The organism is Arthrobacter sp. MYb224 (genome assembly GCF_002975455.1).
GTDB lineage: Bacteria > Actinomycetota > Actinomycetes > Actinomycetales > Micrococcaceae > Glutamicibacter.
On sequence record NZ_PCPU01000004.1, the window covers coordinates 394,013 to 420,501 of the forward strand.

General features: G+C 62.1%; 27 protein-coding genes and 1 tRNA gene. 16 read left to right on the forward strand and 12 right to left on the reverse strand.

What is annotated here, in order from left to right:
• Positions 1 to 2: 2 nt before the first annotated feature.
• The gene (locus CQ017_RS10395) at positions 3 to 1,223 is read right to left on the reverse strand and encodes a GAF domain-containing protein (protein WP_146112471.1); all 1,221 of its coding nucleotides are present in this window, start codon (positions 1,221 to 1,223) and stop codon (positions 3 to 5) included.
• A gap of 237 nt (positions 1,224 to 1,460) precedes the next feature.
• On the opposite strand from CQ017_RS10395, the gene CQ017_RS10400 reads away from it, so the two are divergent.
• The 7 genes from CQ017_RS10400 to CQ017_RS10430 all read left to right on the forward strand — a co-directional run bounded on the left by CQ017_RS10400 (position 1,461) and on the right by CQ017_RS10430 (position 7,022).
• Complete coding sequence (locus CQ017_RS10400) at positions 1,461 to 1,799, forward strand: helix-turn-helix domain-containing protein (protein ID WP_105553636.1); 339 nt, start codon at positions 1,461 to 1,463, stop codon at positions 1,797 to 1,799.
• Between the two features lie 11 nt (positions 1,800 to 1,810).
• On the forward strand, positions 1,811 to 2,782 hold the full coding sequence (locus CQ017_RS10405; protein ID WP_105553637.1) for an SRPBCC family protein: 972 nt from the start codon (positions 1,811 to 1,813) through the stop codon (positions 2,780 to 2,782).
• A 58-nt stretch (positions 2,783 to 2,840) separates the two neighbouring features.
• Positions 2,841 to 3,542, forward strand: a complete 702-nt coding sequence (locus CQ017_RS10410; RefSeq protein WP_105553638.1) for a demethylmenaquinone methyltransferase — start codon at positions 2,841 to 2,843, stop codon at positions 3,540 to 3,542.
• A gap of 274 nt (positions 3,543 to 3,816) precedes the next feature.
• Entirely contained in the window at positions 3,817 to 5,424 is a 1,608-nt protein-coding gene (locus tag CQ017_RS10415) for an ABC-F family ATP-binding cassette domain-containing protein (protein ID WP_105553639.1), read from the forward strand.
• Positions 5,425 to 5,496: 72 nt separating this feature from the next.
• A complete protein-coding gene (locus CQ017_RS10420; RefSeq protein ID WP_105553640.1) occupies positions 5,497 to 5,748 on the forward strand; it encodes a hypothetical protein in 252 nt (83 codons plus the stop codon).
• Positions 5,749 to 5,821: 73 nt separating this feature from the next.
• On the forward strand, positions 5,822 to 6,412 hold the full coding sequence (locus CQ017_RS10425) for a dienelactone hydrolase family protein (protein WP_105553641.1): 591 nt from the start codon (positions 5,822 to 5,824) through the stop codon (positions 6,410 to 6,412).
• A 112-nt stretch (positions 6,413 to 6,524) separates the two neighbouring features.
• Positions 6,525 to 7,022 carry a hypothetical protein gene (locus tag CQ017_RS10430; RefSeq protein ID WP_105553642.1) on the forward strand — a complete coding sequence of 166 codons (498 nt, stop codon included), beginning with the start codon at positions 6,525 to 6,527 and terminating at the stop codon, positions 7,020 to 7,022.
• Positions 7,023 to 7,109: 87 nt separating this feature from the next.
• On the opposite strand, the gene CQ017_RS10435 is transcribed toward CQ017_RS10430, so the two are convergent.
• A tRNA-Lys gene (locus CQ017_RS10435) sits at positions 7,110 to 7,182 on the reverse strand.
• Between the two features lie 316 nt (positions 7,183 to 7,498).
• Here CQ017_RS10435 and CQ017_RS10440 point away from each other — a divergent pair.
• From CQ017_RS10440 to CQ017_RS10455, 4 genes are all read left to right on the forward strand, one after another.
• A complete protein-coding gene (locus CQ017_RS10440) occupies positions 7,499 to 8,164 on the forward strand; it encodes a hypothetical protein (RefSeq protein ID WP_105553643.1) in 666 nt (221 codons plus the stop codon).
• A gap of 61 nt (positions 8,165 to 8,225) precedes the next feature.
• A complete protein-coding gene (locus tag CQ017_RS10445; RefSeq protein WP_258133586.1) occupies positions 8,226 to 9,434 on the forward strand; it encodes an MFS transporter in 1,209 nt (402 codons plus the stop codon).
• Positions 9,435 to 9,676: 242 nt separating this feature from the next.
• Positions 9,677 to 10,291, forward strand: coding sequence for a hypothetical protein (locus CQ017_RS10450; protein ID WP_105553644.1), 615 nt, complete (start codon positions 9,677 to 9,679; stop codon positions 10,289 to 10,291).
• A 7-nt stretch (positions 10,292 to 10,298) separates the two neighbouring features.
• On the forward strand, positions 10,299 to 11,318 hold the full coding sequence (locus CQ017_RS10455; RefSeq protein WP_105553645.1) for an inorganic phosphate transporter: 1,020 nt from the start codon (positions 10,299 to 10,301) through the stop codon (positions 11,316 to 11,318).
• Here CQ017_RS10455 and CQ017_RS10460 read toward each other — a convergent pair.
• From CQ017_RS10460 to pstS, 8 genes are all read right to left on the reverse strand, one after another.
• Entirely contained in the window at positions 11,315 to 13,636 is a 2,322-nt protein-coding gene (locus CQ017_RS10460; RefSeq protein ID WP_105553646.1) for an FdhF/YdeP family oxidoreductase, read from the reverse strand. The two genes, CQ017_RS10455 and CQ017_RS10460, sit on opposite strands and share 4 nt — an antisense overlap.
• 17 nt (positions 13,637 to 13,653) lie before the next feature.
• A complete protein-coding gene (fdhD, locus tag CQ017_RS10465) occupies positions 13,654 to 14,487 on the reverse strand; it encodes a formate dehydrogenase accessory sulfurtransferase FdhD (protein WP_105553647.1) in 834 nt (277 codons plus the stop codon).
• Positions 14,488 to 14,575: 88 nt separating this feature from the next.
• Positions 14,576 to 14,773 (reverse strand): helix-turn-helix transcriptional regulator, encoded by a 198-nt coding sequence (locus tag CQ017_RS10470; RefSeq protein ID WP_105553648.1) that lies wholly within the window; start codon positions 14,771 to 14,773, stop codon positions 14,576 to 14,578.
• Positions 14,773 to 15,237, reverse strand: a complete 465-nt coding sequence (locus tag CQ017_RS10475; protein ID WP_105553649.1) for a hypothetical protein — start codon at positions 15,235 to 15,237, stop codon at positions 14,773 to 14,775. The genes CQ017_RS10470 and CQ017_RS10475 overlap by 1 nt, the downstream gene beginning before the upstream one ends.
• A 211-nt stretch (positions 15,238 to 15,448) precedes the next feature.
• A complete protein-coding gene (pstB, locus tag CQ017_RS10480) occupies positions 15,449 to 16,228 on the reverse strand; it encodes a phosphate ABC transporter ATP-binding protein PstB (protein WP_096285961.1) in 780 nt (259 codons plus the stop codon).
• A gap of 48 nt (positions 16,229 to 16,276) precedes the next feature.
• Complete coding sequence (gene pstA / locus CQ017_RS10485) at positions 16,277 to 17,410, reverse strand: phosphate ABC transporter permease PstA (protein ID WP_374954792.1); 1,134 nt, start codon at positions 17,408 to 17,410, stop codon at positions 16,277 to 16,279.
• Positions 17,410 to 18,345 carry a phosphate ABC transporter permease subunit PstC gene (gene pstC / locus CQ017_RS10490; protein ID WP_096285963.1) on the reverse strand — a complete coding sequence of 312 codons (936 nt, stop codon included), beginning with the start codon at positions 18,343 to 18,345 and terminating at the stop codon, positions 17,410 to 17,412. Before pstC ends, pstA begins: the two co-directional genes overlap by 1 nt.
• Before the next feature lie 105 nt (positions 18,346 to 18,450).
• Positions 18,451 to 19,566, reverse strand: coding sequence for a phosphate ABC transporter substrate-binding protein PstS (pstS, locus tag CQ017_RS10495; RefSeq protein WP_096285965.1), 1,116 nt, complete (start codon positions 19,564 to 19,566; stop codon positions 18,451 to 18,453).
• A gap of 216 nt (positions 19,567 to 19,782) precedes the next feature.
• Between pstS and CQ017_RS10500 the strand changes: the two genes are divergently transcribed.
• Genes CQ017_RS10500 through disA form a run of 3 tightly spaced genes read left to right on the forward strand, consistent with a single transcriptional unit; the run spans position 19,783 to position 23,445 of the window.
• Positions 19,783 to 20,913 carry an aromatic acid exporter family protein gene (locus CQ017_RS10500; RefSeq protein ID WP_096285967.1) on the forward strand — a complete coding sequence of 377 codons (1,131 nt, stop codon included), beginning with the start codon at positions 19,783 to 19,785 and terminating at the stop codon, positions 20,911 to 20,913.
• A 30-nt stretch (positions 20,914 to 20,943) separates the two neighbouring features.
• Positions 20,944 to 22,338, forward strand: a complete 1,395-nt coding sequence (radA, locus tag CQ017_RS10505) for a DNA repair protein RadA (RefSeq protein ID WP_096285969.1) — start codon at positions 20,944 to 20,946, stop codon at positions 22,336 to 22,338.
• A gap of 33 nt (positions 22,339 to 22,371) precedes the next feature.
• Positions 22,372 to 23,445 carry a DNA integrity scanning diadenylate cyclase DisA gene (disA, locus tag CQ017_RS10510; protein WP_105553650.1) on the forward strand — a complete coding sequence of 358 codons (1,074 nt, stop codon included), beginning with the start codon at positions 22,372 to 22,374 and terminating at the stop codon, positions 23,443 to 23,445.
• Here disA and CQ017_RS10515 read toward each other — a convergent pair.
• A complete protein-coding gene (locus tag CQ017_RS10515; RefSeq protein WP_105553651.1) occupies positions 23,442 to 24,044 on the reverse strand; it encodes a hypothetical protein in 603 nt (200 codons plus the stop codon). The two genes, disA and CQ017_RS10515, sit on opposite strands and share 4 nt — an antisense overlap.
• Positions 24,045 to 24,130: 86 nt before the next feature.
• Here CQ017_RS10515 and CQ017_RS10520 point away from each other — a divergent pair, with 86 nt between their 5' ends.
• The gene (locus tag CQ017_RS10520; protein ID WP_105553652.1) at positions 24,131 to 25,039 is read left to right on the forward strand and encodes an A/G-specific adenine glycosylase; all 909 of its coding nucleotides are present in this window, start codon (positions 24,131 to 24,133) and stop codon (positions 25,037 to 25,039) included.
• Positions 25,040 to 25,092: 53 nt separating this feature from the next.
• Positions 25,093 to 25,893, forward strand: a complete 801-nt coding sequence (locus CQ017_RS10525; protein WP_105553653.1) for a DUF1206 domain-containing protein — start codon at positions 25,093 to 25,095, stop codon at positions 25,891 to 25,893.
• Here CQ017_RS10525 and CQ017_RS10530 read toward each other — a convergent pair.
• The gene (locus CQ017_RS10530; protein ID WP_255248426.1) at positions 25,890 to 26,396 is read right to left on the reverse strand and encodes an amino-acid N-acetyltransferase; all 507 of its coding nucleotides are present in this window, start codon (positions 26,394 to 26,396) and stop codon (positions 25,890 to 25,892) included. The genes CQ017_RS10525 and CQ017_RS10530 overlap by 4 nt on opposite strands.
• Between the last annotated feature and the right edge of the window lie 93 nt (positions 26,397 to 26,489).

Here is a 26,489-nt window from a genome sequence, read left to right on the forward strand (position 1 = left end):
GCCTACGCCTCCAGCTCTTGGACCTCTGCAACAATCAGCGAACGCGCCGGCGAATCGGCTGGCAATTCGCGCAAGGCCGCACGCAAAAGGTCGGCATCGGCCAATTGCCGGCCAAGATTCAACAGCTGCTGCGGCCGACCCCGGTCCAGCGCCATTTCCCGCAACGCCGCCTCGGTCCGATGACGCAGCATCAGGACCCCCGGGGCCTGCGAGCGAACCAATAGTCCGGGCGAATACAATTGCAACGCCGCTTCCAGGTCCCCTAGCTCCAGCGCATCCCACAGGCGGCCCAAGGTCGTTTGCAGAGCCCACTGCAGCCGGTAGGGCCGGGAGGTCAGCGTCCGTCCGGGAAGTTCGGCCAGGACCTTGCGCAACCTGACCATTTCGGCGCGCACCGTGCCTTCGGCCGCCGCATCGGGCCGCTCGAAAAGCTCCTCCACCAGCCGGGCGGTATTCATGCCATCACGGTGCTGAGCCAGCAGCGTCAGAATTTCGGCATGCCGCAGTGAAATGGGCAACGATCCCAGATACACCCCATCGCAGCGGCCCAGATCCAGATAGTCGGGGTCCGCCACGACCCCGACTCCCGGCAGGAGCAGCTGGGTTTCGGCGGCCATGACGGCCGCTTGCAGCAACGGCATCGAATGCGTGGCGATCGCATCCGGGCCGCCGGTCAGGTCGATCGCGCCAATTACCTGTCCGGTGCGCGGGTTCCGAATCGGGACCGCCGAGCAGCTGTACTGCTGCGCCCGCTCATACAGGTGCTCAGCGCCCGATACCTGCGACCCGGACCCGGTGGCCAGCGCCATTCCGGGGGCGGAAGTCCCCACAGACCTCTCGGCCCAGTCGGCACCCGCCATGAAACCGACCCCTTCGGCCTGGCTCAGTGCACCATTGCTGCCGGCAACCCACAGCAAGGTCCCACCAGCATCGGCCAAGGCGACCAGCAGATTGGCGTCCGTAGCCGCGGGCACGAGCAGCTTTTCAAACACCGGCCAGATGCGCTGCAGTTCGCTCCGCTCGCGTTCCAGGCGCAACCGCTCGTTGCTCAGCACGGCGGGCTGTTCGACGGCCGAGGCGTGGGCCAATGACCTCTTCCAGGATTCGCGCACATCGTGCCGCAACGGAAGATCACCCAAGCCAGTGTCGGGGGCGCCTAGGAGTTCGCGGGCTTGCAAGGCCTGGCGCGACGCGTCAGTCCAATTTATGGCGGGCCCGCTCATATGCCTCCCCTACCCGGATGAATGGATCGCTTTTGCAATTCCAACCAGTTTAGGCGAACTCCGAAAGCTTTAGTAGAGCCTGCCGCTTATTGCATCGAGGGACGTAAAATCAAGGCGACAAATCATCTAGAAATAACGTTATCCATAGTCGATAAGTACCCTGAATTTTGGTTGAATTTCCACTTTTTTGCCCGCCGCTCTTTACCTTCCCCGAGCATCCGAGTATCGTACAACCAAATGGTTGTATATGAGTTGAGCGAAGAGCAGTCAAACAAGGTTTTCCGCGCCTTGGCAGATGCCACACGAAGAGACATCGTGAGGCGAACCCTGCACGCCGAGGTCAGCATCTCCGAACTGGCTGCCAGCTACGACATGTCTTTTGCCGCCGTGCAAAAGCACGTGGCCGCGCTGGAAGCCGCCGGTCTGGTCAGCAAGATCGCACGTGGCCGCGAGCGCATAGTTCGCGGGCAGCCGGACACCATCCGGCACGCGCAGGAACTACTCTCATCCCTCGAGGACATCTGGCGCCAGCGCATAAGCCGGCTCGATGACTTCCTCGCCGACGAGACTCCCTAAGGAGTAATCTCATGCCCGTCACATCAGTTGTCAAAGACGCAGAATCCCTCACTCTCACGGTCCACGCCGAATTCCCGGTCAAGGTATCCCGGCTCTGGGATGCCTACCTCGATCCGCGCCAGATCGAGAAGTTCTGGGGACCGGTCGAATACCCGGCAACTTTCACCCGTCACGATGCCGCACCAGGCGGCCGCACCCACTACCACATGACCTCGCCCGAAGGAGAGGAGTTCCACGGCTACTGGGAATGGAATGAAATCGTCGACCAGAAGTTCTTCGAAGTCACCGACGGTTTTGCAAATGCCGACGGCACGCCCAACGCCGAGCTACCGACCACCCGTATGGTCTTCAGCTTTGATCCGCAGCCAGACGGCACCAAGCTGACCATTACGGCGAATTTCGATTCCGCGGCAGACCTGGAACAAGAAGTCGACATGGGCATGATCGACGGGACCCGTTCGGCCATGAGCCAGATCGAACAGGTGCTGATAGATCTGCGCAACTATGCCCGAACGTTCACCACCGAAGCCCAGATTCTTTCGGATACCCAAATTCGCGTTAGCCGCATCATTCGCGGAACCCGCGATCAGGTTTGGCAGGCACACCATGACGCGGCGCTTATGAAGCGCTGGCTGCTTGGTCCCGACGGCTGGAAGATGACCGAATGCGTGCTGCCCGAGTCCGTTGGCGGAACCTACCGCTACCGGTGGGAGCCGGAGACCGGCACCGAGGGACAGGGCTTTGGATTCACCGGCGAGCTGCTCGAACTACTTCCCAAGTCGTACGAGCGGACCACCGAACAAATGATCGACACCGACTATCCGCCGACTATCAACGAGTCGACATTCGCCGAAAGCAGCGAGGGGACACTGCTGTCGATTGTGATCACCTATCCCGATGCCCAGACGCGTGACATGGTGCTGGCTACCGGAATGACCGACGGGATGGAGGCAAGCTACGCGCGGCTAGAATCTCTGCTCTGAACGCGATTCGCCCCACATCCGGCGCTCGGGCATCCTCGAATATGAAACACTTGGAAGCATGACTTCCCACAATGTGCGCGCGGGCCTGGATAAGCAGGCCAACCAGGTCCAGGAGATGTTCGATAATGTAGCCCCTCGCTACGATCTACTCAATACCCTGATGACCGGCGGCATCGTGAATTACTGGCGCAAGATCACCACCGAGGCGATCGCGCCCAAATCCGGCGAGCGCATCCTGGACCTGGCAGCCGGCACCGGCACCTCGTCGATGCCGCTGGCCAAGGCCGGAGCCACGGTGACCGCCTGCGACATGTCCGAGGGCATGCTGGCCGAGGGGCGCAAGCGCTACCCGGAGCTTGAGTTCGTCTACGGCGACGGCACCGACCTGCCATTCGAGGACAACTCCTTCGACGCGGTGACCATCTCCTACGGTCTGCGCAATATCTCGGACACCGAGAAGGCCCTGTCCGAGATGCACCGCGTAACCAAGCCCGGCGGGCGCATCGTGGTGGCCGAGTTCTCCACCCCCACCGTCACTCCGATCAAGGTGGCCTACCAGCAGTTCCTGCCGCGCGTAATTCCCGCGCTGGGCTACCTGGTCTCCTCGAACCCTTCGGCCTATGCCTACCTGGCCGAGTCGATCGCCGCCTGGCCAAACCAGCAGGACTTGGGCCAGAAGTTCATCAATGTTGGCTGGAAGAACGTCGAATTCCGCAACTTGACCGGCGGCGTGGTCGCCGTGCACCGCGCCTGGAAGTAGACCAACGCACTAGCCGGCTTTCGGCCCGTATCCGCAAATGGATACGGGCCGAAAGTGCTCGAGCACACCTTTTCCCGCCCCATCACCTGCTGTTACACTCGATTGCATGGATACCTACTAAGCCAGCCAATGACCAAGCACCCTATTTCCGGTGCAATCCGTTCATTTTGGCTACCGGCTTCGGTATCCCTTTTTTATGGCTCCTTTAAATAGTTGAGCCAGCTTCGAGATCCCTAAGCTCGGCAGCCTCTTCACATCCGTGGGAGAGCCACTTATGCCTTTGACTCCGCCGATCACACTGCACAACCTCAGCTTCAGTTGGCCTACCGGCGAGCGCGCCCTGACTAACCTGGAAGGCACTTTTCCTTCAGGACGCACGGGGCTTACCGGCGCGAACGGCAGCGGCAAATCAACTCTTTTGAAGCTCATCGCCGGGCAACTAAGCCCTAGCGAGGGCAGGGTGGAGGCCGCGGAAGAGCTCGCCTACCTGCCGCAGACACTTACCTTGCATCGGGACACCACCGTGACCGAACTGCTTGGGATCGATAGAACCTATCGCGCGCTGAAAGCCATCGAAGCCGGAAGCGTAGATCCCGAAGATTTTGATGCGGTGGGAGATAATTGGGACTTGGAGGCCCGGCTGGAGGCTGAACTGAGCCCCTTGGGACTCGGAACACTGGATCTGGATCGCCAGGTCGGCACCCTATCGGGCGGCGAAGCGATGCTGCTTGCGGTGCTCGGCCTGCGGCTAGCCGCATTGCCCATCACGCTGCTTGACGAACCAACGAACAACCTCGACGCACCAACCCGAGAATTGCTGTACGGGCTCGTGCGCTCCTGGAAGGGTACGTTGATCGTGGTCAGCCACGACATCGAGATGCTTGAGCTCATGGATCATACAGTGGAGCTGTACGCAGGAAAACTCAGAGTTTTCGGCGGACCCTACAGCGCCTACCGCGAGCAGTTGGAGACCGAGCAGCATGCCGCCGAACAGGCAGCAAAAACGGCCAGTGCTTCCCTAAAGGTGGAAAAACGCCAACGCGTCGAAGCCGAAACCAAACTCGCCCGCGCCAAACGCAAGAGGCGGGCCGAGCAGCTGGGAGGCGGCATCCCCAAGATTCTGGCCAATCATCTACGCCAGAAGTCCGAAGCCAACGCTGGCAAGATGCGTTCAAACCTCGACGGCAAAGTTGACAGCGCGCAGACCAAACTCGATCGGGCCGAAGAACGAGTCCGACAGGTAGAGCACATCAATCTGGAATTACCGGATCCGAAACTGCCTGCCAGCAAACAGGTTGCCCAGCTGAGTTCGGCCGCAGGTAAACACATTATCCAAGGCCCCGAACGCGTGGCGCTCATCGGCCCCAACGGGTCAGGTAAGACCACGTTGTTGCGGCAGCTGCTCTTCGGGGATGACGCTGGCGCCGGACCGTCTGGAAGGCTCTATCTGGAGCGGGTTGGCTATCTCCCGCAATTGCTAGTTGGACTTGACGAAGATCGTAGCGCCATCGAAAACATAGGCGAGGTCGCCCCATCGGCCGCGCCCGGGCAGGTGCGGAATATGCTCGCACGCCTGTTGCTCCGCGGAGCGAGCGTTGACCGTCCGCTGTCCGCGCTTTCCGGCGGAGAACGTTTTCGCGTTTATCTGGCCTCGCTGCTGCTGTCCGAACCTCCCGTGCAACTGCTCATTCTCGATGAGCCGACAAATAATCTGGATCTCGAGAGCGTGCGCCAACTCTGCGAGGCGCTGGCTCTCTACCGCGGCGCCTTATTGGTGGTCAGCCACGACCAGCATTTCTTGGACAAGCTGAATTTGGACTACCAGTTGGAGCTGTCTGCGGAAGGAACCATGACTAAGTCCTATCCCACGCCGGTTCGGTAGCCCCTCTGCGGCGTGTTGCCGGTTTACACTTGATCAAAGCACACCGCCGAGGACCCCGAAAGCAAGTTGAAAATGTCCTACCCCCAGCGCACCGTCGAAGTAGTCGCCACCGGCCTGGTCATCGATCAGTCTGCAACTCTGCTCTGGAACGACATCCGACGAGCATTCATTTACGAAACCGGCTCCGGCCATGAGACCCTCACTTGTGCCGAGTTCATGCTGACCGAGGGCTACAGCGTAGAGATCAACAGTCAGATGCCTGGCTGGGATTCGGCTATCGAGCACCTACCGCAACGCATCGAGAATCTGGTTGACGAACGCTAAGTGACTCATTGACCCGAAGCATCTAGGGTCATAGGCTCGGTGGGGTAATCACCCGTCTCTGCTGGGAGCCCCGATGGCCGAGATCGTCTTATTTCACCACGTCCAAGGCCTCACCCCTGGTGTACGAGCCATGGCCGAAGAACTGGAAACTGCTGGCCACAAGGTACATACCCTCGATCTCTATGGCGGCGCCCAGCCAGAATCCGTGGAGGCCGGGCTGCAATTAGCGAACTCAATTAGTGAAGCAGAGATCAACCAACAGGTCTCCGCGCTGCTGGATTCGCTACCTCCAAAATTGGTGTATGTCGGCACCTCATGGGGAGCCTCATTGGCGCAGCGATACGCCCAGCAACGCCCCGGAGCCTTGGCTGCCGTTCTCCTGGAATCCTTCGTAGATCTGGATGCCGATTGGGGTTTCGGGCCATGGCCGGAGTCGGTGAAGGCCCAGATCCACGGCAAGGATGCAGACCCATTCTTCGCATTGGAAGGCGATCTGGGTGCGGCACAAGATTTCGTTGCGGGTCCCGGTAACGGCATCGCTGAGCTCTACACCTATGCGGGAAATCAACACCTCTTCACCGATAGCTCGCTTAGTTCCTGCGATCCGAAGGCACGGTCCTTGGTCATGGAACGTGTCCTCGGATTCTTGGCACCATGGGTCTGATGACAACTAGACCCCAGTTATCCACAGATCTTCTGAAGTAACCCAAGACTTCTGAAGCTGCTCCTAGGCTAAGCGGACCGGCAACTTTCCACTCAGCTTCCAGGAGCATCCCATGGCCGTCAGCAAGAAACGCCAACAGCACACGCACCGCGAGCGGCGCCGTCAACGCGAACGCTGTGAAGTCAAGGAACGCGCAACGCATCGCCAAAATCGCTTCACCGTTGCCGTCAATGATCTGTGTGAAGCTGATGGTTACGACGAGGTCCGTGCAGCATTAAGCCAGATGCAGAGGATCGCCCCGGATACGGAAGAGGCGCTCTCTCGAATCCTTCATGCCGAACCAGGTGAGATCCTCGCCAGCCGGCGAGGCTGGAAATCTGTCACTAATAATCTCAGCGACTTGGAAAGCGAGGTGTGGATCTACACGCCAACCATTCCGAATGATTGGGACGAATCATCGATTGACCAACCCACGGTGCTCGTCGTTTCGGAATATGACTATTACGAAATCTTTCCCGCCATGCGCGGCGGAAGGCGTGCCCACGGAATCGCCTTCTACGACAATCCCTTCCGCCTCATTCGAGAATTCCCGCAGATAGAGAGCTGGTAAAGACTCCTGCCAACCCAGGGCTGGCGTCATCATGAAAAAGAATCGGGTCCCGCTCGCCTTAGCAAGTGGGACCCGATTCCTATGTTGTGCGCCCTGCGGGGGTCGAACCCGCGACCAATGGATTAAAAGTCCAGTGCTCTACCAACTGAGCTAAAGGCGCACGGCCGAAGCCAAAATCCATAATACCCGAAGTAGCGATTCATCCTTAATCGAGTCAATTTTCCTCGCGTTGCAAGGGGTCCATGGCCATTGAGCGGCCGTTCTGGAACGCGCCATTGCAGATAGTTGCAGGCTCTCATTAATGCCAGCGAAGTATGCAATTCAGCTTAGTTCTTGCGGGCAATCCGCCTCGCCGCGAGCACCCTCTCTCGCAGAAATTTCCTGCGCCTTCCGCGAATAGTCGGTCTATTCGTATGCGTCGTTTCACACCAAGCCCGATGGGGCACCGTCCACCAAAAAGGAGTAGTCTCGAAGCCATGAAAGGTGCACGCGCAGGATCCAAAGTTGGCCAAGTCTCAGGGTTCAGACATCACAAGCCACGGCCCTTCGCTCCCATAGATTTCGACCCCTATGAAGGCGGCGCCGACCCGGCGCGCATCTCGGAAGCAGCCCATCTATCGGCGCAGGCCTTCATTCGCCGCGGTATCGCGAACGAGGACCCTGAGGTTTCGCAAAGGCTAATTCAAGTCGCCGAAACAGAAGGCCTGGAGGTTCTTGCCGAGCTCTGGTCCGAAGCCCCTGCAAGGTCCCTGCCGGGAGCCTTGTGGCGCCTCTATGCCATCCGGGCGGCAACCATGAACAACGCTGAAACCATGTCTGCACGTTTCCGTGCAGGATCCCACCGTGCCGAGGTGGAACGCCTGGTGGCCGGTGTTGCCGAACCGCCGACGGCGGAAGAACTTAAAAACATGGCAACCTCCATACTTTCCGGAGCCTTCGATGGGGACTTCGCCCACGCGCTGGAACGCACCGCCGCCTATTGCCGGGTTCTCGCGTTGGGAATGACCGAACATGCAGATGCAGCAGATCTTGCGCATGAAACCCGCGGCTCAAAACTGACTGCGCGAGCCAAATCGATGGCGAACACCGCAGAGGACTTGGAAGCCTGTGCCCGGCTCTGGCGGCTAGGCGCGTTGGACTGATCGCAGGCGATAAGCCCTTAGGATTGATTTGAGATACTGATATCGACAAAAGGTAGGCAGAGTGGGCGCGGAAGCCAATAATGCAGCTTCTGGAACCCTGCGATGGCTACTGATCCTCGTCGCTACCGCCCTTCTTTCGCAGACCACACTGAACCTCGTTCGCCCGGTCACCACGTACAAGCTCATTTCCCTGGATGCCGGTCCAGTCACGGTTGGGCTCGCCACCGCAGCCTACGCCCTGTTGCCAATGGTCACCGCGGTGTGGCTGGGGCGATTCAGTTCACGGATCCCCAAGATTCGTTTTCTCATGCTCGCCGGAGCCGGCTTGATGGGCTTGGGCTCATTGGGCATTGCCACGGCTCAGGGATACATCATGGTGGCAGTTGCCAGCGCGATACTGGGCATGGGGCATTTGATGTTCACCATTGGCGGGCAGTCCTCGATCGCCCGCTATTTTCCCGATGACCAGCTGGATAAGGGCTTCGGCTGGTTCACCGCCGCGTACTCGGCCGGCCAGTTCCTTGGACCGCTGATCGCTGGAATCATCCTCGGCACTTCCACGGTGGCCGACTCCCCCGAACGCATTGCCGACATTAATTTATCGTTGTGGATCGGCGGCGCCTGCGCGTTGCTTGCCATTCCGTTGCTCCTGCCTAATCTGCAACCGAGAATCAAGAAGGTTGCGGCTAGCTCCTCGCCTAAGCCACAGGCTTCGATGGTTTCGATTCTCAGGGTCAAAGGCATGCCCTCGCATATGCTCGCCTCGCTGACGCTGCTGTCAATCTTGGACATCCTCACCGCGTTCCTCCCCTTGGTCGCAGAAAAGCATGGCGTGACGCCGGCCGCCGTGGGTGTCTTGCTGGCAATCCGAGGTAGCGCCTCGGTAGTTTCGCGGCTCTTCCTTCCGTGGATCTCACGCCACTTCAGCCGCAAGTCAATGCTGCTCACCAGCCTGTATACGGCGGGCATAACCATCGCCATTGCACCCCTGTTCATCGATACACTCTGGCTCGCCGGATTGGCATTGCTTATCGGCGGATTCTTCCTCGGCATGGGGCAGCCGGTGACCATGACCATGGTGTCCACCTCCGTGCCGTCTCAGGACCGCGGGGCAGCACTCGCGGTACGCCTGATGGGCAATCGCTTGGGCCAGGTGCTCCTGCCCGTTGCCGCCAGCACCGTGGCGGTCGGGGCGGGACCGGCCGGGGCTATTTGGTTCTGCTGTGGCCTGCTGTGCCTCAGCGGCATTGAGAAATCACTGCGTAACTAACGTGAGAATGCGCACCCGGTTCTCTCTATGGTTGACAGCAAGCGCTTAGTGCGAGAAAACTAGTAGACGGTGCCGGGCCGCTGGTAACCCCGGGCTCCAATATTCTGCCGCTTCGAGCGGCCTTCCGCCGAGAGGCGTTCCCGGTCCGGCATCACTTACGTTTCGAAGTTAACCTTTGCGACGTAAACTGTTCAGCGTTAGTACCAAAACTGTGACCTGAGACGAATGGTGCGCCGAACAACGTGAAGTTCCAAATCTTTCCTTCAGCATCGCGCGGCATTGAATTGCTGAGCGACTTGGCAAGCACCATCCGCAATTCGGTGGCCAGCGTTTCCGAAATGATCGGCAATCCCGATGGGCGTTCCGAGCAGCTCAAGGAGCTTGCCACGGCGGAAGCCCAAGCCTCGGATCTCTTGCACGCGTTGCTCACCCACCTGCGTACCAGTTACATCAGTCCGCTACCGCGCGAAGACATGTACATGTTTTCGCGGCTGCTGCACGAAACCATGGAGCAGCTCCGCGGCATTGGCGAACTGATCAATACCTTGGGTTCCACACCGCTCTCGGACCGAGCGGCCGAGCAGCTGGAACTGATCTCTCAGCTAGCCGAGCTCGCCTCGAATTCCGTACGAAGCTTGAATAAGCTTGATGATCTGGAAGACAACTGGCTGCAGATGATGCAGTATTCAAAGCGTGCGGCACGTACTCACCTGGTTTGGATTGATGAAATCTCCAACTTTTCCAAAGCCTCCACAATTCACAAGCATCAGCGTGTAGCCGATCACTTGCTGCTCGCCGCGAACACCCTGCGCCAGTTCTCCGATCACCTCGGCCGCGTACTGGTCAAGGAATCCTAGAAAACCCATGGATTTGCTCCCCTTATTCACCACCATCGCCATCGTATTAACTCTGGGTTATGCGGTGCTCAACGGATTCAGGGACTCCTCGACCGCCGTCGCAGCGGCCGTACGCACCCGCGCGCTGAGCCCGGGCATCGCCGTCGGTGCCGCCGCCTTGTTCGCTTTCATCGGCACCATGGCGACCACCACCTTCAGTACGGTGTTGATCAGCCGGCTGAATATGCAGCTGCCCGAAGACACCGTCGGGATGAAGTTGTTGATCGCCGCGCTCTTGGCCGCCGGGGCCTGGCTGCTGTTTTGCTGGTGGCGTGGCATACCGGTCTCCTCTACGCACGCGTTAATCTCCGCGTTGGTCGGTGCCGGTGCGGCGAACTCCTGGCTGGGCAACGAGTCGCTGGGCGGCGCGGTGGAACTTTTCACCCGCTCCGTGCTGCTCCCCCTGCTGGTCACCCCGCTCATCGCGTACGCCGCGTCCTTCTTGCTGGTGGTCCCCGCAACCTGGCTGATGCGCCACGATACTTCCAGAGACGTCAATACCCGCTCCCGAGCGGGCCAGGCTATCGCGGCCTGCGCCGTGGCGCTGGGCCTCGGACTGCAGGACGGCCAGCGTACCGCGGCAACGATCACCCTGGTGCTCATCACCGGCGGACATATGGATCCGGGGCCGGTGGCCTTGGCCATTCAGCTGATCGCCGCTTCGGCGCTGTCTTTCGGGGTGCTCCTCGGCGGCTGGCGGATCACCTATACGCTCTCGCGCCGGCTGGTGAATTTTGATCCGCTGCGTGGCATGGTCGCCCAAGGCGTTGCCGCAACCATGCTCTACGTCGGCTCGATGCTGCTGCACCTGCCGCTGTCCACCACCCAGGCGGTCACCAGCTCGATTGTCGGCGCCGGCGCGAACCAGGCCTTCGAGTCGGTCGTCTGGTACCGGGTCGTGAAGGTCTACGGGCACTGGATCGCCACCCCGGCAATCTGCATACTTGCCGGGGCGATCCTGGCCCTTGCCATGGACCCGGTGGGCTAGCTATCCAAGGTCGGGCCGGGCTGCTCGGTATGCGGCACGAAGCGTACGCTCATCGCCTTGAAGCCAGGAGTGTTGGACTCGCGGGCGACTAGTCCGCGGTGCACCAACGCGTTGGCCTCCGGGAAGTATGCTGCGGCACACCCCTTTGCCGTCGGGTAGGACACCAGACGGAACCTGTTCGCCCGGCGTTCGGTGCCGGCGAAGGTTGAGATCACATCGACCAATTCGCGGTCCTTGAACCCCATCTCGGTCAGGTCCTCCGGGTGAATGAGGATTACACGACGCCCGTCCTTGATGCCACGGTACCGGTCATCCAGTCCGTAGAACGTGGTGTTGTACTGATCATGGCTGCGCATGGTCTGCAAGATCAGGTGGCCTTCCGGCGCCTTGAGCGCCTCGAAAGGCGAGACCGTGAACCGCCCCTTGCCGATGTCGGTGGCGAAGGAGCGCGAATCGCGTGGCGCGTTGGGCAGCACGAACCCGTTACGTTCGCGCACCCGTCGGTTGAAGTCCTCGAACCCGGGCAGCACCCGAGCGATATGATCACGGATCACGTCATAGTCCTCGGCCATGGCCCGCCAGTTCACGACGTGGTCATCTCCCAGGATGGCTTGGGCCATGCGAGCCACGATCACCGGTTCGGACAGCAGGTGCTCGGAGACCGGGGTGAGCCGGCCCTGGGTCGAATGGATCACCGACATCGAGTCCTCCACGGAGAGGAACTGCGCACCCTTTGGGTGCTTATCGTCCTTGTCCGTGCGCCCCAGCGTCGGCAGGATCAGCGAGGTCTGCCCGTGCACCACGTGGGATCGGTTTGGCTTGGTGGAGATGTGCACCGTGAGCTTGGCACGCTGCATGCCCGCTTCGAGCAACTCGGTTTCCGAGTTCGCCAGGGCGAAGTTGCCGCCCATGGAGACGAACACGTCCACCTCGTCCTGCTCAAAGGCGTCCAACGCCTCCGTGGAGTCGTAGCCATGGGCGCGTGGGGAGTCGATGCCGAATTCGGCATCCAGCGCCTCCAGGAGCTCTTCTGTGGGCTTCTCCCAGATCCCCATGGTGCGGTCGCCCTGCACATTCGAGTGGCCGCGTACCGGGCATGCTCCGGCGCCCGGCTTGCCGAAGTTGCCTTGCAGCAGCAGCAGGTTGATGATTTCCTTCAGCGTCGGCACCGAGTGCGGCTGCTGGGTCAAGCCCAGCGCCCAGCAGAAGATGGAGGCCTTGGAAGCAATGAGCAGTTCGGCGATCTCGGTGATCTGCGCACGGGTCAGGCCGGTGGCCTCTTCGGTGGCTTCCCAATCCAGTTCTGCGCGGGCGCTCTTGTAGGCTTCGAACCCGTCGGTCACTTCGGCGACGAACTTCTGGTCCACCACGGATCCCGGATTCTTCTCCTCCTCGGCAAGCAAGAGATGCCCGAAGGCCTGGAAGAGCGCCAGGTCTCCACCGACCTTGATCTGCAGGAAGTGCGTGCTGATTTCGCTCGGCTTGCCGAGCATGCCGCCCACGGTCTGCGGGTCTTTGAATCCAAAGAATCCGGCCTCGGGCAGCGGATTCACCGCAACGATCTTGGCACCGCGCTTGCGTGCGTCGGCGAGCGCCGAGAGCATCCGCGGGTGGTTGGTTCCCGGGTTCTGGCCGACCACGAAGATCAGTTCGGCGTGGTCGAAGTCTTCCAGCGAGACGGTGCCCTTGCCGATGCCGATGGTCGGATTCATGGCCGAGCCCGAGGACTCATGGCACATGTTCGAGCAGTCGGGCAGGTTGTTGGTGCCCAGCGAACGGGCGAGCAGCTGGTACATGAACGCCGTCTCGTTTGCCGTGCGCCCCGAGGTGTAGAAGACGCATTTCTCCGGGGTGCTGGCGTTGACGTGCTCACCGATGGTGCTGAAGGCTTCGGCCCAGCTAATCGGCTTGTAGTGGGTATCTCCGGCACGGATGATCATCGGTGCGCTGATGCGCCCCTGCGAGCCAAGCCAGTATTCTGTTTTTTCGCGCAATACGCTGATCGGGTGCTGCTCCCACCACTCCGGGGTGACGGTGCGGGCGCTGGCCTCCTCGGCGATGGCCTTGGCACCGTTCTCGCAGAATTCTGCCGGCTTGCGTGCCCCGGTAATCGATTCGGGCCAAGCGCAGCCCGGGCAGTCGAATCCACCGCGCTGGTTGATGCGCGCCATGGAAAGCAGGGTGCGGCTTACCCCTGCTTCGGCGAAGCCGCGTTGCAAGGAAACGGCGACGGCCTTGAGGCCGGCGGCGCTGCGCTTGGGGTCACCGACCTTGAGATCATCTTCATTGATGTCATCTTTGGGGGCTGGGAGATGCATGGTATTCCTCCACTGAGCTACTGAGTGCCTAAAATGCGTTGGGCATGAGTGTATAAGTTGATGCTGTTCCCACGGGAGAATCCGGCCAGCGTTACGCCACATTCATCTGCCAGCTCTACGGCTAGCGAAGAAGGTGCGCTGACGGCGCTGAGCACCGGGATTCCCGCCATGGCGGCTTTCTGGACCAATTCGAATGACGCGCGTCCGGAAACCTGCAGAATTGTATGGCTCAGCGGCAGGCGGTTATCACGCAGCGCCGCGCCGATGACCTTGTCCACCGCGTTGTGCCGCCCCACGTCTTCGCGCAGGATGAGCAGCTCACCGGTGGTGCTGAAAAGCCCCGCGGCGTGGACCCCGCCGGTGGAGCTGAAGAGCTTCTGGGAGTCGCGCAGGGTGTCCGGCATTGCCAACAGCACCGCGAGCTCCAGCCGCCCGGCTTCGGGATCGAGCTCATAGCTGGATTTCTTGCGGACCTCGTCGATGGAGTTGGTTCCGCAGATGCCGCAGGCCGAGCTGGTCACCACGTTGCGGGCCGCGGACGGGTCAGGCGGCTGGGCGCCGAAACCCAATTGGGCCTCGATGACGTTATAGGTTTGGTTGCCCTCATCATCGGTGCCCATGCAGTAGCGCATGGCGGTCAGCTGCTCGGAGCGCGCAATAATTCCCTCGGCGTGCAGGAAGCCGGCGACCAAGTCGAAGTCGTCCCCTGGCGTGCGCATCGAAGTGGTGAATGCGGTGGATCCGAAGCGGATCTCCAATGGCTCTTCACCGGCAAGCTTTTCCTCGCGGACGAAGCTGCTACCGCCCAGCGTGGCGCGGATAATGCGCCGTCGCAGGATCTTGCGTCCCATTGCGGTATCTCTTTTCTTGCAAGTGCCCTGAGTCACATACAAACGTAACCTAAAATCTGCTTCCGGCGCACCATCGTGACTTCATTTATTACTTGGCTTCCGGCCGGAAGAGGTCTTCGATCCGGCAGTCGAAAACTTCGGCGAGTTTAAACGCCAGCGGCAGAGAGGGGTCATAGCGGCCCTTCTCCAGCGAAATGATCGTTTGCCTGGAGACTCCGAGCTCGTCGGCGAGCGCCTGCTGGGAGAAACCACGCTCCAAGCGGCGTGCGAGCAAGGTGTTTTCCACTACCCTTCAGCTCGCTTGATCAGCCAGTAGCGCACCGCGAAGTCAACCATGGCCACCATCACGACGCCGGCTAGCACCAGTCCGATCGACGCCTGGAACTGCAGGAAGGAAAACACCGCGCCACCCAGGCCGCAGACGAGCAGAAGGTCTTGGAAGACCCCGATTGCAGCCTTGTCGTACCACTGGGATTCCACCGATATCTCGGGATTTTTAGTGGCCCCGCGCAAGGTATCTCGGTCCAGCAGCAGCGCCCAGCAGGCTACCGAAAGTACCGGCAGCAGGCCGGCCATCATGACCAGGGCCGCCATTACGAAATTTTCCGGGAAGTTCAGCCTGGCGAAGAGCAGTCCCCCGCCGGCGGAGAGCACGAGCCCCACCAGCAGGCTGGTGATGATCAGCGCCGCCGAGCCGCCGCCGAAGCGCGATCGCCCCCACTTGGACTGGGCCACGGTTTTTGTGTTCATCTCAACTCCTGGTTCAATCCCTTAGCACGTAAATCTCACTTTACAGACAAGCTTACTTTACAGTCAAGCGACCTTTACATCATTGCTTAAAAACCAGCGGCGCCTTGCTTTCGCATGGCGCCGCTGGCGGTGATCCCCTCCAGGATCCCCGGAAGACCCCCCTTCCGGTCCGTCTGCCGCCCCGTCGCAATAGGGGCAGGAGACGAAATCTTTAGCCGAAGCGTCCGGAGACGTAATCCTCGGTGGCCTTCTGCTCCGGGTTGGAGAAGATGGCAGCGGTTTCGTTGTACTCGATGAGCTTGCCCGGCTTGCCGGTGCCCGCGATGTTGAAGAACGCGGTCCGATCCGAAACGCGCGCGGCCTGCTGCATATTGTGGGTCACGATCACCACGGTGAATTCGCTCTTCAGCTCGTTGATCAGGTCCTCGATGGCCAGCGTGGAGATCGGGTCCAGCGCCGAGCAAGGCTCATCCATCAAGATCACGTCGGGCTTCACCGCGATGGTGCGCGCGATGCACAGTCGCTGCTGCTGGCCACCGGAGAGCCCGGAGCCTGGCTTGTCCAAACGATCCTTGACTTCGTTCCACAGGTTCGCGCCGCGCAAGGACTTCTCCACCAGCGAGTCCGCATCCGAGCGGGAGATCTTCTTGCCGTTCAGCTTCACTCCGGCCAGCACATTGTCCTTGATGGACATGGTGGGGAACGGATTCGGACGCTGGAAGACCATGCCGATCTGGCTGCGCACGGTCACCGGGTCAACGCCTGGGCCGTAGAGGTCGTCGCCGTCGAGCAGCACCTCGCCCTCGACGCGGCCGCCGGGGATGACTTCATGCATGCGGTTCAGCGTGCGCAGGAAGGTCGACTTGCCGCAGCCCGAAGGGCCGATGAACGCGGTGACGGACTTTGGCTCGATGTTGATCGAGATATCTTCAACAGCGAGGAACTTGGAGTAGTAGACGTTCAGATCTTTGACGTCGATACGTTTTGCCATGATGTATTCCTTGAAAATCTAGTGGGGTGAGTGCCGGAGCCTAGCGGCTCAACGGCCCTTCTTCGGGGCGAACAGCGAGGCGATCAATCGGGCACCGAGGTTCAGCGCCATCACCATCAGGATCAGCAGCAGGGCAGCGGCCCAGGCGCGCTGCACCGAAGGGTCGATATTCGTCGGGCTGGTCGGAGTCAGGATCTGGTAGTAGATGAAGGTCGGCAGCGTGGACATCCAGTTTGCGAAGACGTTCGTATTGATGCTGCTGGCAATGCCTGCGGTCACCAGGATCGGTGCGGTCTCGCCAATCACGCGGGCAATAGCCAGGGTGACGCCGGAGGCGATACCGGAGATCGCGGTCGGGATGACTACCTTCAAGATGGTGCGCCAGCGGCGCACACCCAGCGCGTAGGACGCCTCGCGCAACTCGTTCGGAACGATCTTAAGCATTTCCTCGGTGGAGCGTACCACCGTGGGGATCATCAGCACGCTGAGCGCTACCGCCGCGACGATGCCCATGCGGGCGTTGGGGCCCAGGAGCAGTCCGAAGAACGCGGCGGCGAACAGGCCGGCCACGATGGACGGAATGCCGGTCATCACGTCAACGAAGAAGGTAATGGCCTTGGCCAGCACTCCGTTCTTCCCGTATTCGACGAGGTATACCGCGGTGAGCATGCCCACCGGCACCGAGATCAAGGTAGCCCACAAGGTGATCATCAGCGTGCCCAGCAGTGCGTGGTAGGCGCCGCCGATGACCGGTGCGCCGTCCGCTACGCTCTGGTTGTCCACCGCACCGGTGACCCCGTTCATGGAGCTGAACAGGAAGTGCGAGTTCATCCCCGGCAATCCCTTTTCCAGAACCGTGTAGAGCACCGAGGCCAGCGGGATCAGCGCCAGCAGGAAGGCCCCGTAGATCAGGTAGGTCCACATGGCGTTGCGGCCCTGGCGCCTGCCCTCGACCACCGAGGTGAGCACGGTACCGGCGATCACGAAGAGCACCGCCGAGTAGATCGCGAAGGTTGCCACGCTGAAGCCGGTCAGCGTGGAGAACGCGGCGCCGACAATGATCGCGCCGGCCGCGGTGGCGGGCACCGCCCAGCGGGGCAGCTTTCCCTTGGAAAGCGAATTGCGCTTGCGGCTCGGCGGGGTCGGCTGGGCCGCTTGGGTGTTGGCAGTCATGACACTCATCAGTTAGCTCCCGAGAATTCCTTGTGCCGGGCGATGATGCCACGGGCGATCATGTTCACGATCAGGGTGATCATGAACAGGACCAGGCCGGCGGCGATCAACTCGGCCAGACGCAACCCGAAAGCCTCGGGGAAGTTCAACGCGATTTCTGCCGCGATCGTCTGGTTGCCGGTCTTGATCAGCGATGGGATCAGGTTGCCGGTGGAGAGCACCAGGGCTACCGCCATGGTTTCACCCAGCGCGCGCCCCAGGCCCAGCATGACCGCGGAGATGATTCCCGGACGGGCGAAGGGGATCACCGCGGTGGTGATCATTTCCCAGCGGGTGGCGCCCAAAGCCAGGGCCGCCTCCTCGTGGAGCTTCGGGGTCTGCAAGAAGATTTCGCGGCTCAGCGAGGTGATGATCGGCAATACCATGACCGCCAGCACGATGCCTGCGGTGAGCATGGTCTTACCGGTCTGCGAGGCAGGTCCGGCGAAAATCGGGATGAAGCCCAGATTCGCTGCCAGCCATTCGAAGGCCGGAACAAGTGCCGGGGCGAGCACCATATAACCCCAGGCGCCGTAGATCACCGAAGGGATCGCGGCCAGCAGGTCGATGACGTAGCCCAGCGGGCCGGCGACCTTACGCGGGGCGAAGTGCGAGATGAACAGGGCCACTCCGATACCGACGGGAGTGGCGATGAGAATTGCGATCGCCGAGGCGATCACGGTGCCGATAACAATCGGCCAGATGTAGGCGAAGAAGCCTTCCCCGCCGGAAATGTCGGCCGGATCGGCGACAAACGTCGGCAGGGCCTGAATGAGCAAGAAGATCGCAACGGCGAACAGCGTGACTAGGATCAGCACCCCGGCGGCTAATGCCGTTCCGGAGAAGATCTTGTCGCCCGCTTGACCCGAGGTCGATGACTTGCTTTTCAAAGCATTGGTAGTCATGGCAGGAGCCTTTACAAGGGAGGGGGTTACGACTGCGAGGTCGTGGGGTGGAGGGGGTTGCGTGGGCGAATCACTTCGATCCGCCCACGCGGTGCTGCGTTGTTACTACTTGGCGACGGTGATTGCGTCCAACGACTTCGCGGCCTTCTCGGCGATTGCCGCCGAGATTGGTGCGTTGCCCGCCGAGTCCTGAGCGGTCTTCTGGCCGTCTTCCGAGATCACGTAGTTGCCAAAGGCCTTTACCAGGTCAACTGTAGCCTGATCTTCGTAGGTGGTGCAGAAGATGTGGTACGAAAGCAGCACGATTGGGTAGGTGCCGGCTTCGGTGGTGTCGCGTTCCAGGTCCAGCGCCAGATCGATCTCGGCTGCGCCTTCGACTGGGGTCGCGGTCTCCAGCGCCTTGGCTGCCGCCTCGGCCGAGATCTTGGTGTATTCCTCGCCGACCTTCACGTTTACGGTGGACAGGTTGCCTACCGCGGAGAAATCGGCGTAGGTGATGGCACCATCGGTGGAGGTGGTGGTCGAAACCACGCCGGAGGTGCCCTTGGCGTTCTCCGACTGGATGTCGCTTGGCCAGTCACCGGAAACGTCGTAGTCCCAGACATCGCCGGCAGCGGCGGAGAGGTACTCGACGAAGTTCTCGGTGGTGCCGGATTCGTCGTTGCGGTGGACCACGGTGATGGCGGTGTCCGGAAGTTCAACTTCTGGGTTCTGGCTGGCGATAGCCTCATCATTCCACTTGGTGATTTCCTTCTTGAACACCTTGGCGATGGTTGCCGAATCCATGTTGATCTCTTCGACGCCCTCGAGGTTGAAGGCAATCGCGATCGGGGAGACGTAGGCAGGGATGTTGAATGCGCCCTCGGGACCGCAAACTTCCTTGGCCTTGTCTGCTTCATCGGCCTTCAGGTAGGCATCCGAGCCGGCGAACTGCGCGCCGCCTGCGAGGAATGCTTCGCGGCCCGCGCCGGAGCCATCCGGCGAGTACTGCACGTTGGCTTCCGCGTTCTCGGCCTTGAAGCCGGTGATCCAGGCTTCCATGGCCGAGTTCTGGCTGGAGGCGCCGATGCCGGTCAGCGTGCCGGTGACGCCGGCTGCCGCCGAGCTGTCTGCACCTTCGGAGCCAGCGGCTGCGGTCGGGTTGTCGGATCCGCAGGCGGTCAGCGCGAGCGCGGCGACGGAAAGGACTGCAGCTGCGCTGCCAAAACGATTGAGCTTCACGAGTATAACTCCCCATTTGTCGATGATCTAAGTAGGACCAGCAGCGGACATCTGCCACGCTTCGTATACGACGTTAAACGCCCGAGGTAACCAGCTGACCCGGCGAAGGTGAACAAAAGGTTAACAACCTTTCGAACGCACCGTGAGCTCGCTCACTGCCGCAATAACCTCGTTGCCAGTGCTCCACGTCACGGCGGCTCATGGAACACTAGTCACATGCCACAAGCACGAATTCCGCAACGCGTGAGCAAGTTCCTGGCCCAACGCAACCGTTCCGGGCTGGTGCGCGCGCGCAATTCCCTGCCGCGCATCCTGCGCATGACCCTGGGGGCAATCGGCGCGTTCTGGATAGCCTCGGCGATCTGGGGGCACACGGATCCCATCTTCGCCGCCACCAGCGCGCTGATCTCGCTGGGCTTCGGGGCCGCCACCACCACCCGGCGCACCGCCGAGGTGGCCCTGGGCTGCACGCTCGGCGTGGCTCTGGGCGATGGGCTCATGCACTGGTGGGGGCAGGGCATCTGGCAGGCCGCGGCGGTCATGTCGCTGTCCTTGGTCGTTGCCCGCTACCTGGATTCGGGAGCGATCTTCTCCACCCAGCTGGGCATGCAATCCGCCCTGGTGGTATTGCTGCCGATCAGCGCGGACGGGCCCTTCGCCAGATCGTTCGACGCCATGACCGGTTCCGTGCTGGCGCTGCTGATCATCGTGCTATGGCCCAGCGATCCGCGGCGCACCCCGATCGGCGCCCTGTCGGATCTGCTCAAGGAACTTTCCGAGGCGATGATCGAATGCTCCTGGGCGGTGCGGGACGACGATCACCGCTCGGCCTTCCACGCCCTGATCAAGGCGCGCGCCACGCAACGCCACGTCGAAAAGCTACCGTCGGCCTTCCGCGTGGCCAAGGAAATCGCCACCCTGTCCCCCACGGCACGCAGGCACCGGCACGAACTTGCCCGGCTCGCCTTGCGGCTGGAGCACTACGACCGTGCCGCGCGCAATAGCCGCGTCTTCGCCCGCCGCCTAGCCTCGGTGCTCAGCAACGGCGCGCTGACCGCCGAGGGGGCGCAGAATGTGGCACCGCTGCTGCGCGATGTGTCCGAGGCGGTCAACACCATGGCCCATTCGGTGCGCGAACCCACCGTGGCGGGGCAGCGAAAATTCGAGAAGGCCGCACGCCACCAGCTCGAAGCCGTGGCAGCCCAGCTTGACCCGCGGGAGCTGGGCGTCGAGGGGCTCCAAGGCGAAGGGCTGGTACTGCTCCTGCGTCCGCTGGTCGTCGACCTCCTGCAGGCCGCCGGCCGCGATCACCAAGAAGCTGTCGGGCCGCTGCCCCGCCTGAGCTGAATTGTCCGCCGGCCTCGATAGCATTGGTACATGGCCAAGACCTCGACACGCAGCAAGTCTTCAGCAAGCTATAAATGCGCCGAATGCGGCTGGACGACGATCAAATGGGTCGGCCGTTGCGGCGAATGCCAGGCCTGGGGTTCGGTGGAGGAAGTCGGTGCGGTAACCGCTCGCACCGCCCCGGCGGCGAAGGTCGCGAACCTTGCCCAGCCCATCTCGGAAATAGACGGTTCCGCGGCGGCTTTCCGCAGCAGCGGCGTCTCCGAACTGGACCGGGTGCTTGGCGGCGGCTTGGTGCCCGCCGCGGCGATCCTGCTCGCCGGCGAGCCCGGAGTGGGCAAATCCACGCTGCTCCTCGACGTCGCGGCGAAGGCCGCCCAGACCGGGCTTCGCGTGCTCTATCTAACCGGCGAAGAATCCGCGGCGCAGGTGAAATCCCGCGCCGAGCGCATCAACGCCATCGCGGACAATCTCTACCTGGCGGCCGAAACGGACCTGTCCTTGGCCCTCGGGCAGATCCGCGAGATCGACCCGCAGCTGCTGGTTTTGGACTCGGTGCAGACCTTCTCCTCGGCCGAGATCGATGGTTCCGCCGGCGGCGTTTCGCAGGTGCGTGAGGTTGCCGCCTCCATCATCAACGCGGCAAAGACCCGCGCGATGACCACCATCATGGTCGGGCATGTGACCAAGGAAGGCTCGGTAGCCGGCCCCCGCCTGCTCGAGCACCTGGTGGACGTGGTCTGTCAATTCGACGGGGAGAAGCATTCCCGGCTGCGCATCCTGCGCGCGCTGAAAAACCGCTACGGCGCCACCGACGAGGTGGGCTGCTTCGACTTGAATGAAGATGGCATCCAATCGCTGACCGACCCGTCGAAACTCTTCGTCACGCGAACCCGCAATCCGGTGCCCGGCACCTGCATCACGGTGACCTTGGAGGGCCGGCGCCCGCTGGTCGCCGAGGTGCAGACGCTGCTTTCGCGCTCTACCGCACCGGCCCCGCGCCGCGCGACCAGCGGCCTGGATCCGGCCCGTGCGCAGATGGTGCTCGCGGTCCTCCAAGCGCGTGCCCGCATGGATCTGTCCTCCATGGATTCCTATATCGCCACCGTCGGCGGAGTGAAAATCTCCGAACCGGCTGCCGATCTCTCCTGCGCCCTGGCGATCGCTTCCTCGATGAACGAATTCCCGCTCCCGCAGGACTTCGTCGCCTTCGGCGAGGTGGGCCTGGCCGGTGAGGTCCGCCAGGTTCCGGAGATCTCCCGCCGCATCACCGAGGCGGCCCGCTTGGGGTTCTCCTTCGCCATGGCTCCGGCCACCCCCGAGCCGCTGAAAAACATTCCGGCAGGCATCCGCGTCTTCCAGGTCGAGTCGATCGCCGAGGCCCTGGATGTCGCCTTTACCCAAAGGCAGAACTCCACGCGATAAAATGGGGGTTGCTGCCCGCTGAAAGGACGCACGGTGAAACTGCACCCCACCCCCGCATTGCTCTCCACCCTGGCCCGCATCGCCCCGGGAACCGAACTTGCCGAAGGTCTCGAACGCATCCAGCGCGGACGCACCGGAGCGCTGATAGTCCTCGGCCACGACCGGGTGGTCGAGTCCATCTGCTCCGGCGGTTTCCGCATCAATACCGAATACGCCCCGACCCGGATCCGCGAACTGGCGAAAATGGACGGGGCGATCATTCTTGACGCAACCGGCAAGCAGCTGCTGCAAGCCGGCGTGCAGCTGATGCCGGACGCGGTGATCGAAACCCAGGAGTCGGGCACCAGGCACCGTACGGCCGAGCGGGTGGCGATGCAGACAGGTTTCCCGGTGATTTCGGTGTCCCAGTCGATGCACACCATCACCCTCTATGCCGCCGGCGAGCGCTACGTGCTGGAAACCAGCGGGCGGCTGCTGGCTCGTGGCAATCAGGCGGTGGCCACCCTGGAACGCTATCGGCACCGCCTGGATCAGGTGACCAGCGCCCTGTCGGCAGCCGAAATCGAGGACGTTGCCACGGTGCGCGAGGTGCTTGCGGTGTTGCAGCGCACCGAGATGCTGCGGCGCACCAGCGAAGAGATCTCCCGCCACGTGCTCGAACTCGGTGTGGATGGCCGCTTGCTGGCAGCTCAGCATGCCGAGCTGCTCGCCGGGATCCAGACCGACAACCAACTGATCCTGCGTGATTACTCCAACGCCGAGGGCGCGGAGCTGGATATCGATGCGGCGCTTGAAAAGCTGCATGAGATTTCCGATTCGCAGTTGATCGAGCTGGAGGCGCTGACCAAGATCCTGTTCCCGCACGCGACGGTGAGCCAAGATGACCAGCTCACCCCGAAGGGCTACCGGCTGCTCTCGCAAATCCGCACGGTACCCAAGGCTATCGGCGAGCGCTTGGTGGCCGCCTTCGACAACCTGCAGCATCTCATGGCCGCTTCGACCACGTCCTTGATGGAAATCGAAGGGGTTGGCGAACAGCGTGCACGCTCGATCCGCGAGGGGCTGGCCCGCATGGCCGAATCCTCGCTGCTGGACCGCTACATTTAGTCCAGTTGGAAGGTGACGGGCTCCGAGTTGTTTTCGCCCAAGGCCGCGGTGAACTTGTAGGTTCCAGGTCGGGGCTGCACGTTGACCGACTTGCAGCCCGGGGCCGAACGCTGCCGGGACCAGGAGAAGCGCGCAGATTCTTTCTGCCCCGGCTTCATCATGAGCTGTACGTCTTCGCCGTCGGTGAGGCAATCGACCGTGGAGAAGATCCGATCGTTGCCGCTGGTAATCAAAAATTCCTGCTGCGTGGTGCCCACGTTCAGCTCGCACTCACGCTTGGAGGTATTCTCGATCCCGAGGATGAGCACAGGCTGCTTGTCGGTGGCGTAGGAACCGGCATCCGTCTGCGCGGTGATTTCGATCTCTTCCACCGTGCATTTTCCGTCCGAGCTCGGTTCGGCTGATTCGCTGGGGCTTGCCGAGTTGGTCGGCGCGGCTTGCGGATCGCCAGCTCCTGCCGGGCTGGCACCGAGGATTCCGGCCAGCGCAACGGTGCCCCACACCAGCAAACCGACAATAGCCAGTGCGATCGCGACCACGGCAATGCGCCGACGGCGATATACGCTCGCCGCCGATTTTGCCCCCGATGCATTGCTCATAGCTTAAGGCTAGTTCATCGCTGGCCCACAGCGCGGTAATGCAGGCCGATTCCGCACCGTGAATCCGCTCGCTTAGAGTGGAGTACGTGCAAGAAATCCACCGCCAGATCAATGACTGGTACTCCGCCAACGCCCGCGACCTTCCTTGGCGACGCCCCGGGGTCACCGGATGGGCCGTTATGGTCAGTGAATTCATGCTGCAGCAAACCCCCGTGGTACGGGTGCAGCCCGTCTGGGAAGAGTGGATGCGCCGCTGGCCGCGGCCCCAAGACCTTGCCGCCGAACCGCTCTCCGAGGCGCTCAAAGCGTGGGGGCGCCTAGGCTACCCGCGCCGCGCCATGCGCTTGCATGCGGCGGCCATCGAAATTACCACCGAATACAACGGCGTCGTCCCCGAAACCGAAGAGCGGTTGCGTGCCCTGCCGGGCGTGGGCGAGTACACCGCCGCGGCGATCGCCTGCTTCGCCTACGGGCAGCGCACCGTGGTGGTGGACACGAACATCCGCCGGGTGCACGCCCGGCTCTTCGGCGCGATGGCCTTGCCCGAACCGAACCCGCGGGCCAGCGAGTTCGCCCGCGCCCGCCAGGTGCAGCCCGAAGACACCGAAACCGCGAACCGCTGGAACATCTCGGTGATGGAACTCGGCGCGCTGATCTGCACCGCCCGCTCCCCGCAATGCGAGGCTTGCCCGGTTTTCGAGCACTGCGCGTGGATCAAGGCAGGGCAGCCGGCCCCGCACTATGTGCCCAAGGGGCAAGCCTGGAAGGGCACCGACCGGCAGGTGCGCGGGGCGATCATGGCGGTCCTGCGCGAACACGAAGAACCAGTGCGGCGCGAGACTTTCCTCGCCGACCTCGCGCGCCAGGAGCACGCAAAGTTCGTTGCGCTAGGGAAACTCGAGGCACCGCTCGAGCAGCGTGAACGCGCGTTGGCCGGGCTGCTGCGCGACGGGCTGGCGATTGACGATGCAGCCGGGGTGCGCCTGCCAAGCTGACCCGGTGCGCGCCGTGTCTCGCATTCGGCCTCCTGCCAACTTATGCTGTGCCTATGAAAGGTTCAGCCGACGCAGTTCACGCCGCCCGCATGGCGGCCGATCACCCCTGGTTTGAGCGTGCCGCGCGCTTGGGCTACGCCGCGAACGGCCTGCTGCATGGGGTCTTGGGCCTGCTCGCGGTCCTCCTGGCAACCGGCGGTTCGGCGGAAGCCGACCAGAGCGGTGCACTGCAGGCGCTTGCCGCGCAACCCTTCGGCGAGGTGCTGCTGTGGGTCTGCGCCGCCGGGGCCGCGCTGCTGGGATTCTGGCATCTCGGGCAGGCTTTTTTCGAGCAGGAGAAGCTTTTTGGCCGGCTCAAATATGTGGCCACGGGCCTGGTTTTCATCGTGGTCGGCGCCACCTTCGGCCGCTACGCGCTCGGCGGCAGGAGCGACTCCGGGCAGACGGCAAGCAGCTTCAGCGCCGAACTGATGGGCCATCCGCTCGGGCGGATCGCGCTGATCCTCTTGGGCTTGGCGCTGATCGCCATGGCGGGCTACTACGCCTACAAGGGTGTGACCCGAAGGTTCCTAGCCGACCTCTCGGCCTCGGGCGGAACAAAGTTCTCCCCCGCCATCAAGCTCAGCGGAACCATCGGTTATGTGGCCAAGGCCCTGGTGCTCGCGGCCCTCGGCTTGCTGTTCATCAGCTCAACGATCCAGCAGGACCCCGACGAGGCCACCGGGGTGGACGGGGCGTTGAAGGCGATCGGCGAGCAAAGCTTCGGGCCACCGGTACTCGCGGCTATCGGCGTCGGATTGCTGGCCTACGCCATCTACTTGTTCTTCCGCGCGCGCTTCGACTCGATGGACTAGAAGGCCAAGATCATTCGAGTGTTGCCCAGCGTATTGGGCTTCACGCGGGCCAGATCCAGGAATTCCGCGACGCCTTCATCCCGTGAGTGCAAGAGTTCCTGATACACCTCATGGTCTACCGCCGACTGGTCCTCCATGACGGTGAACCCGTGGCGTTCGAAGAAGGCCACCTCGAAGGTCAGGCAGAAGACCCGGGAAACTCCGACGGCCTTGGCCCGGCGCAGCAATTCCTCGATGAGCGCATGCCCCACCCCCTGCCCGCGGTACCGGGCGCCGGTGGCGAGGGTGCGGATCTCGGCGATATCCTCCCAGATCACGTGCAGGCCGCCGCAGCCGGCTACCTCCCCGCCTGCGTCTTCGGCGATCACGAACTCCTGGATTGACTCGTAGTAGGTCACCGACTCCTTATCCAGCAGAATCCGGTCTACCGCCAAGGGCCGCACAAGATCCCTGATCTTGGCAACATCGCTGGTACGGGCTGAACGGACGGTAAAAGTATTCACCTGCCAAATACTATTCGCGCGATCAACGCCACCCAAGCGTTCACGTCTTTTTTGTGACATATCAGCTAGGCAATATGCAACACTAAGGACGGA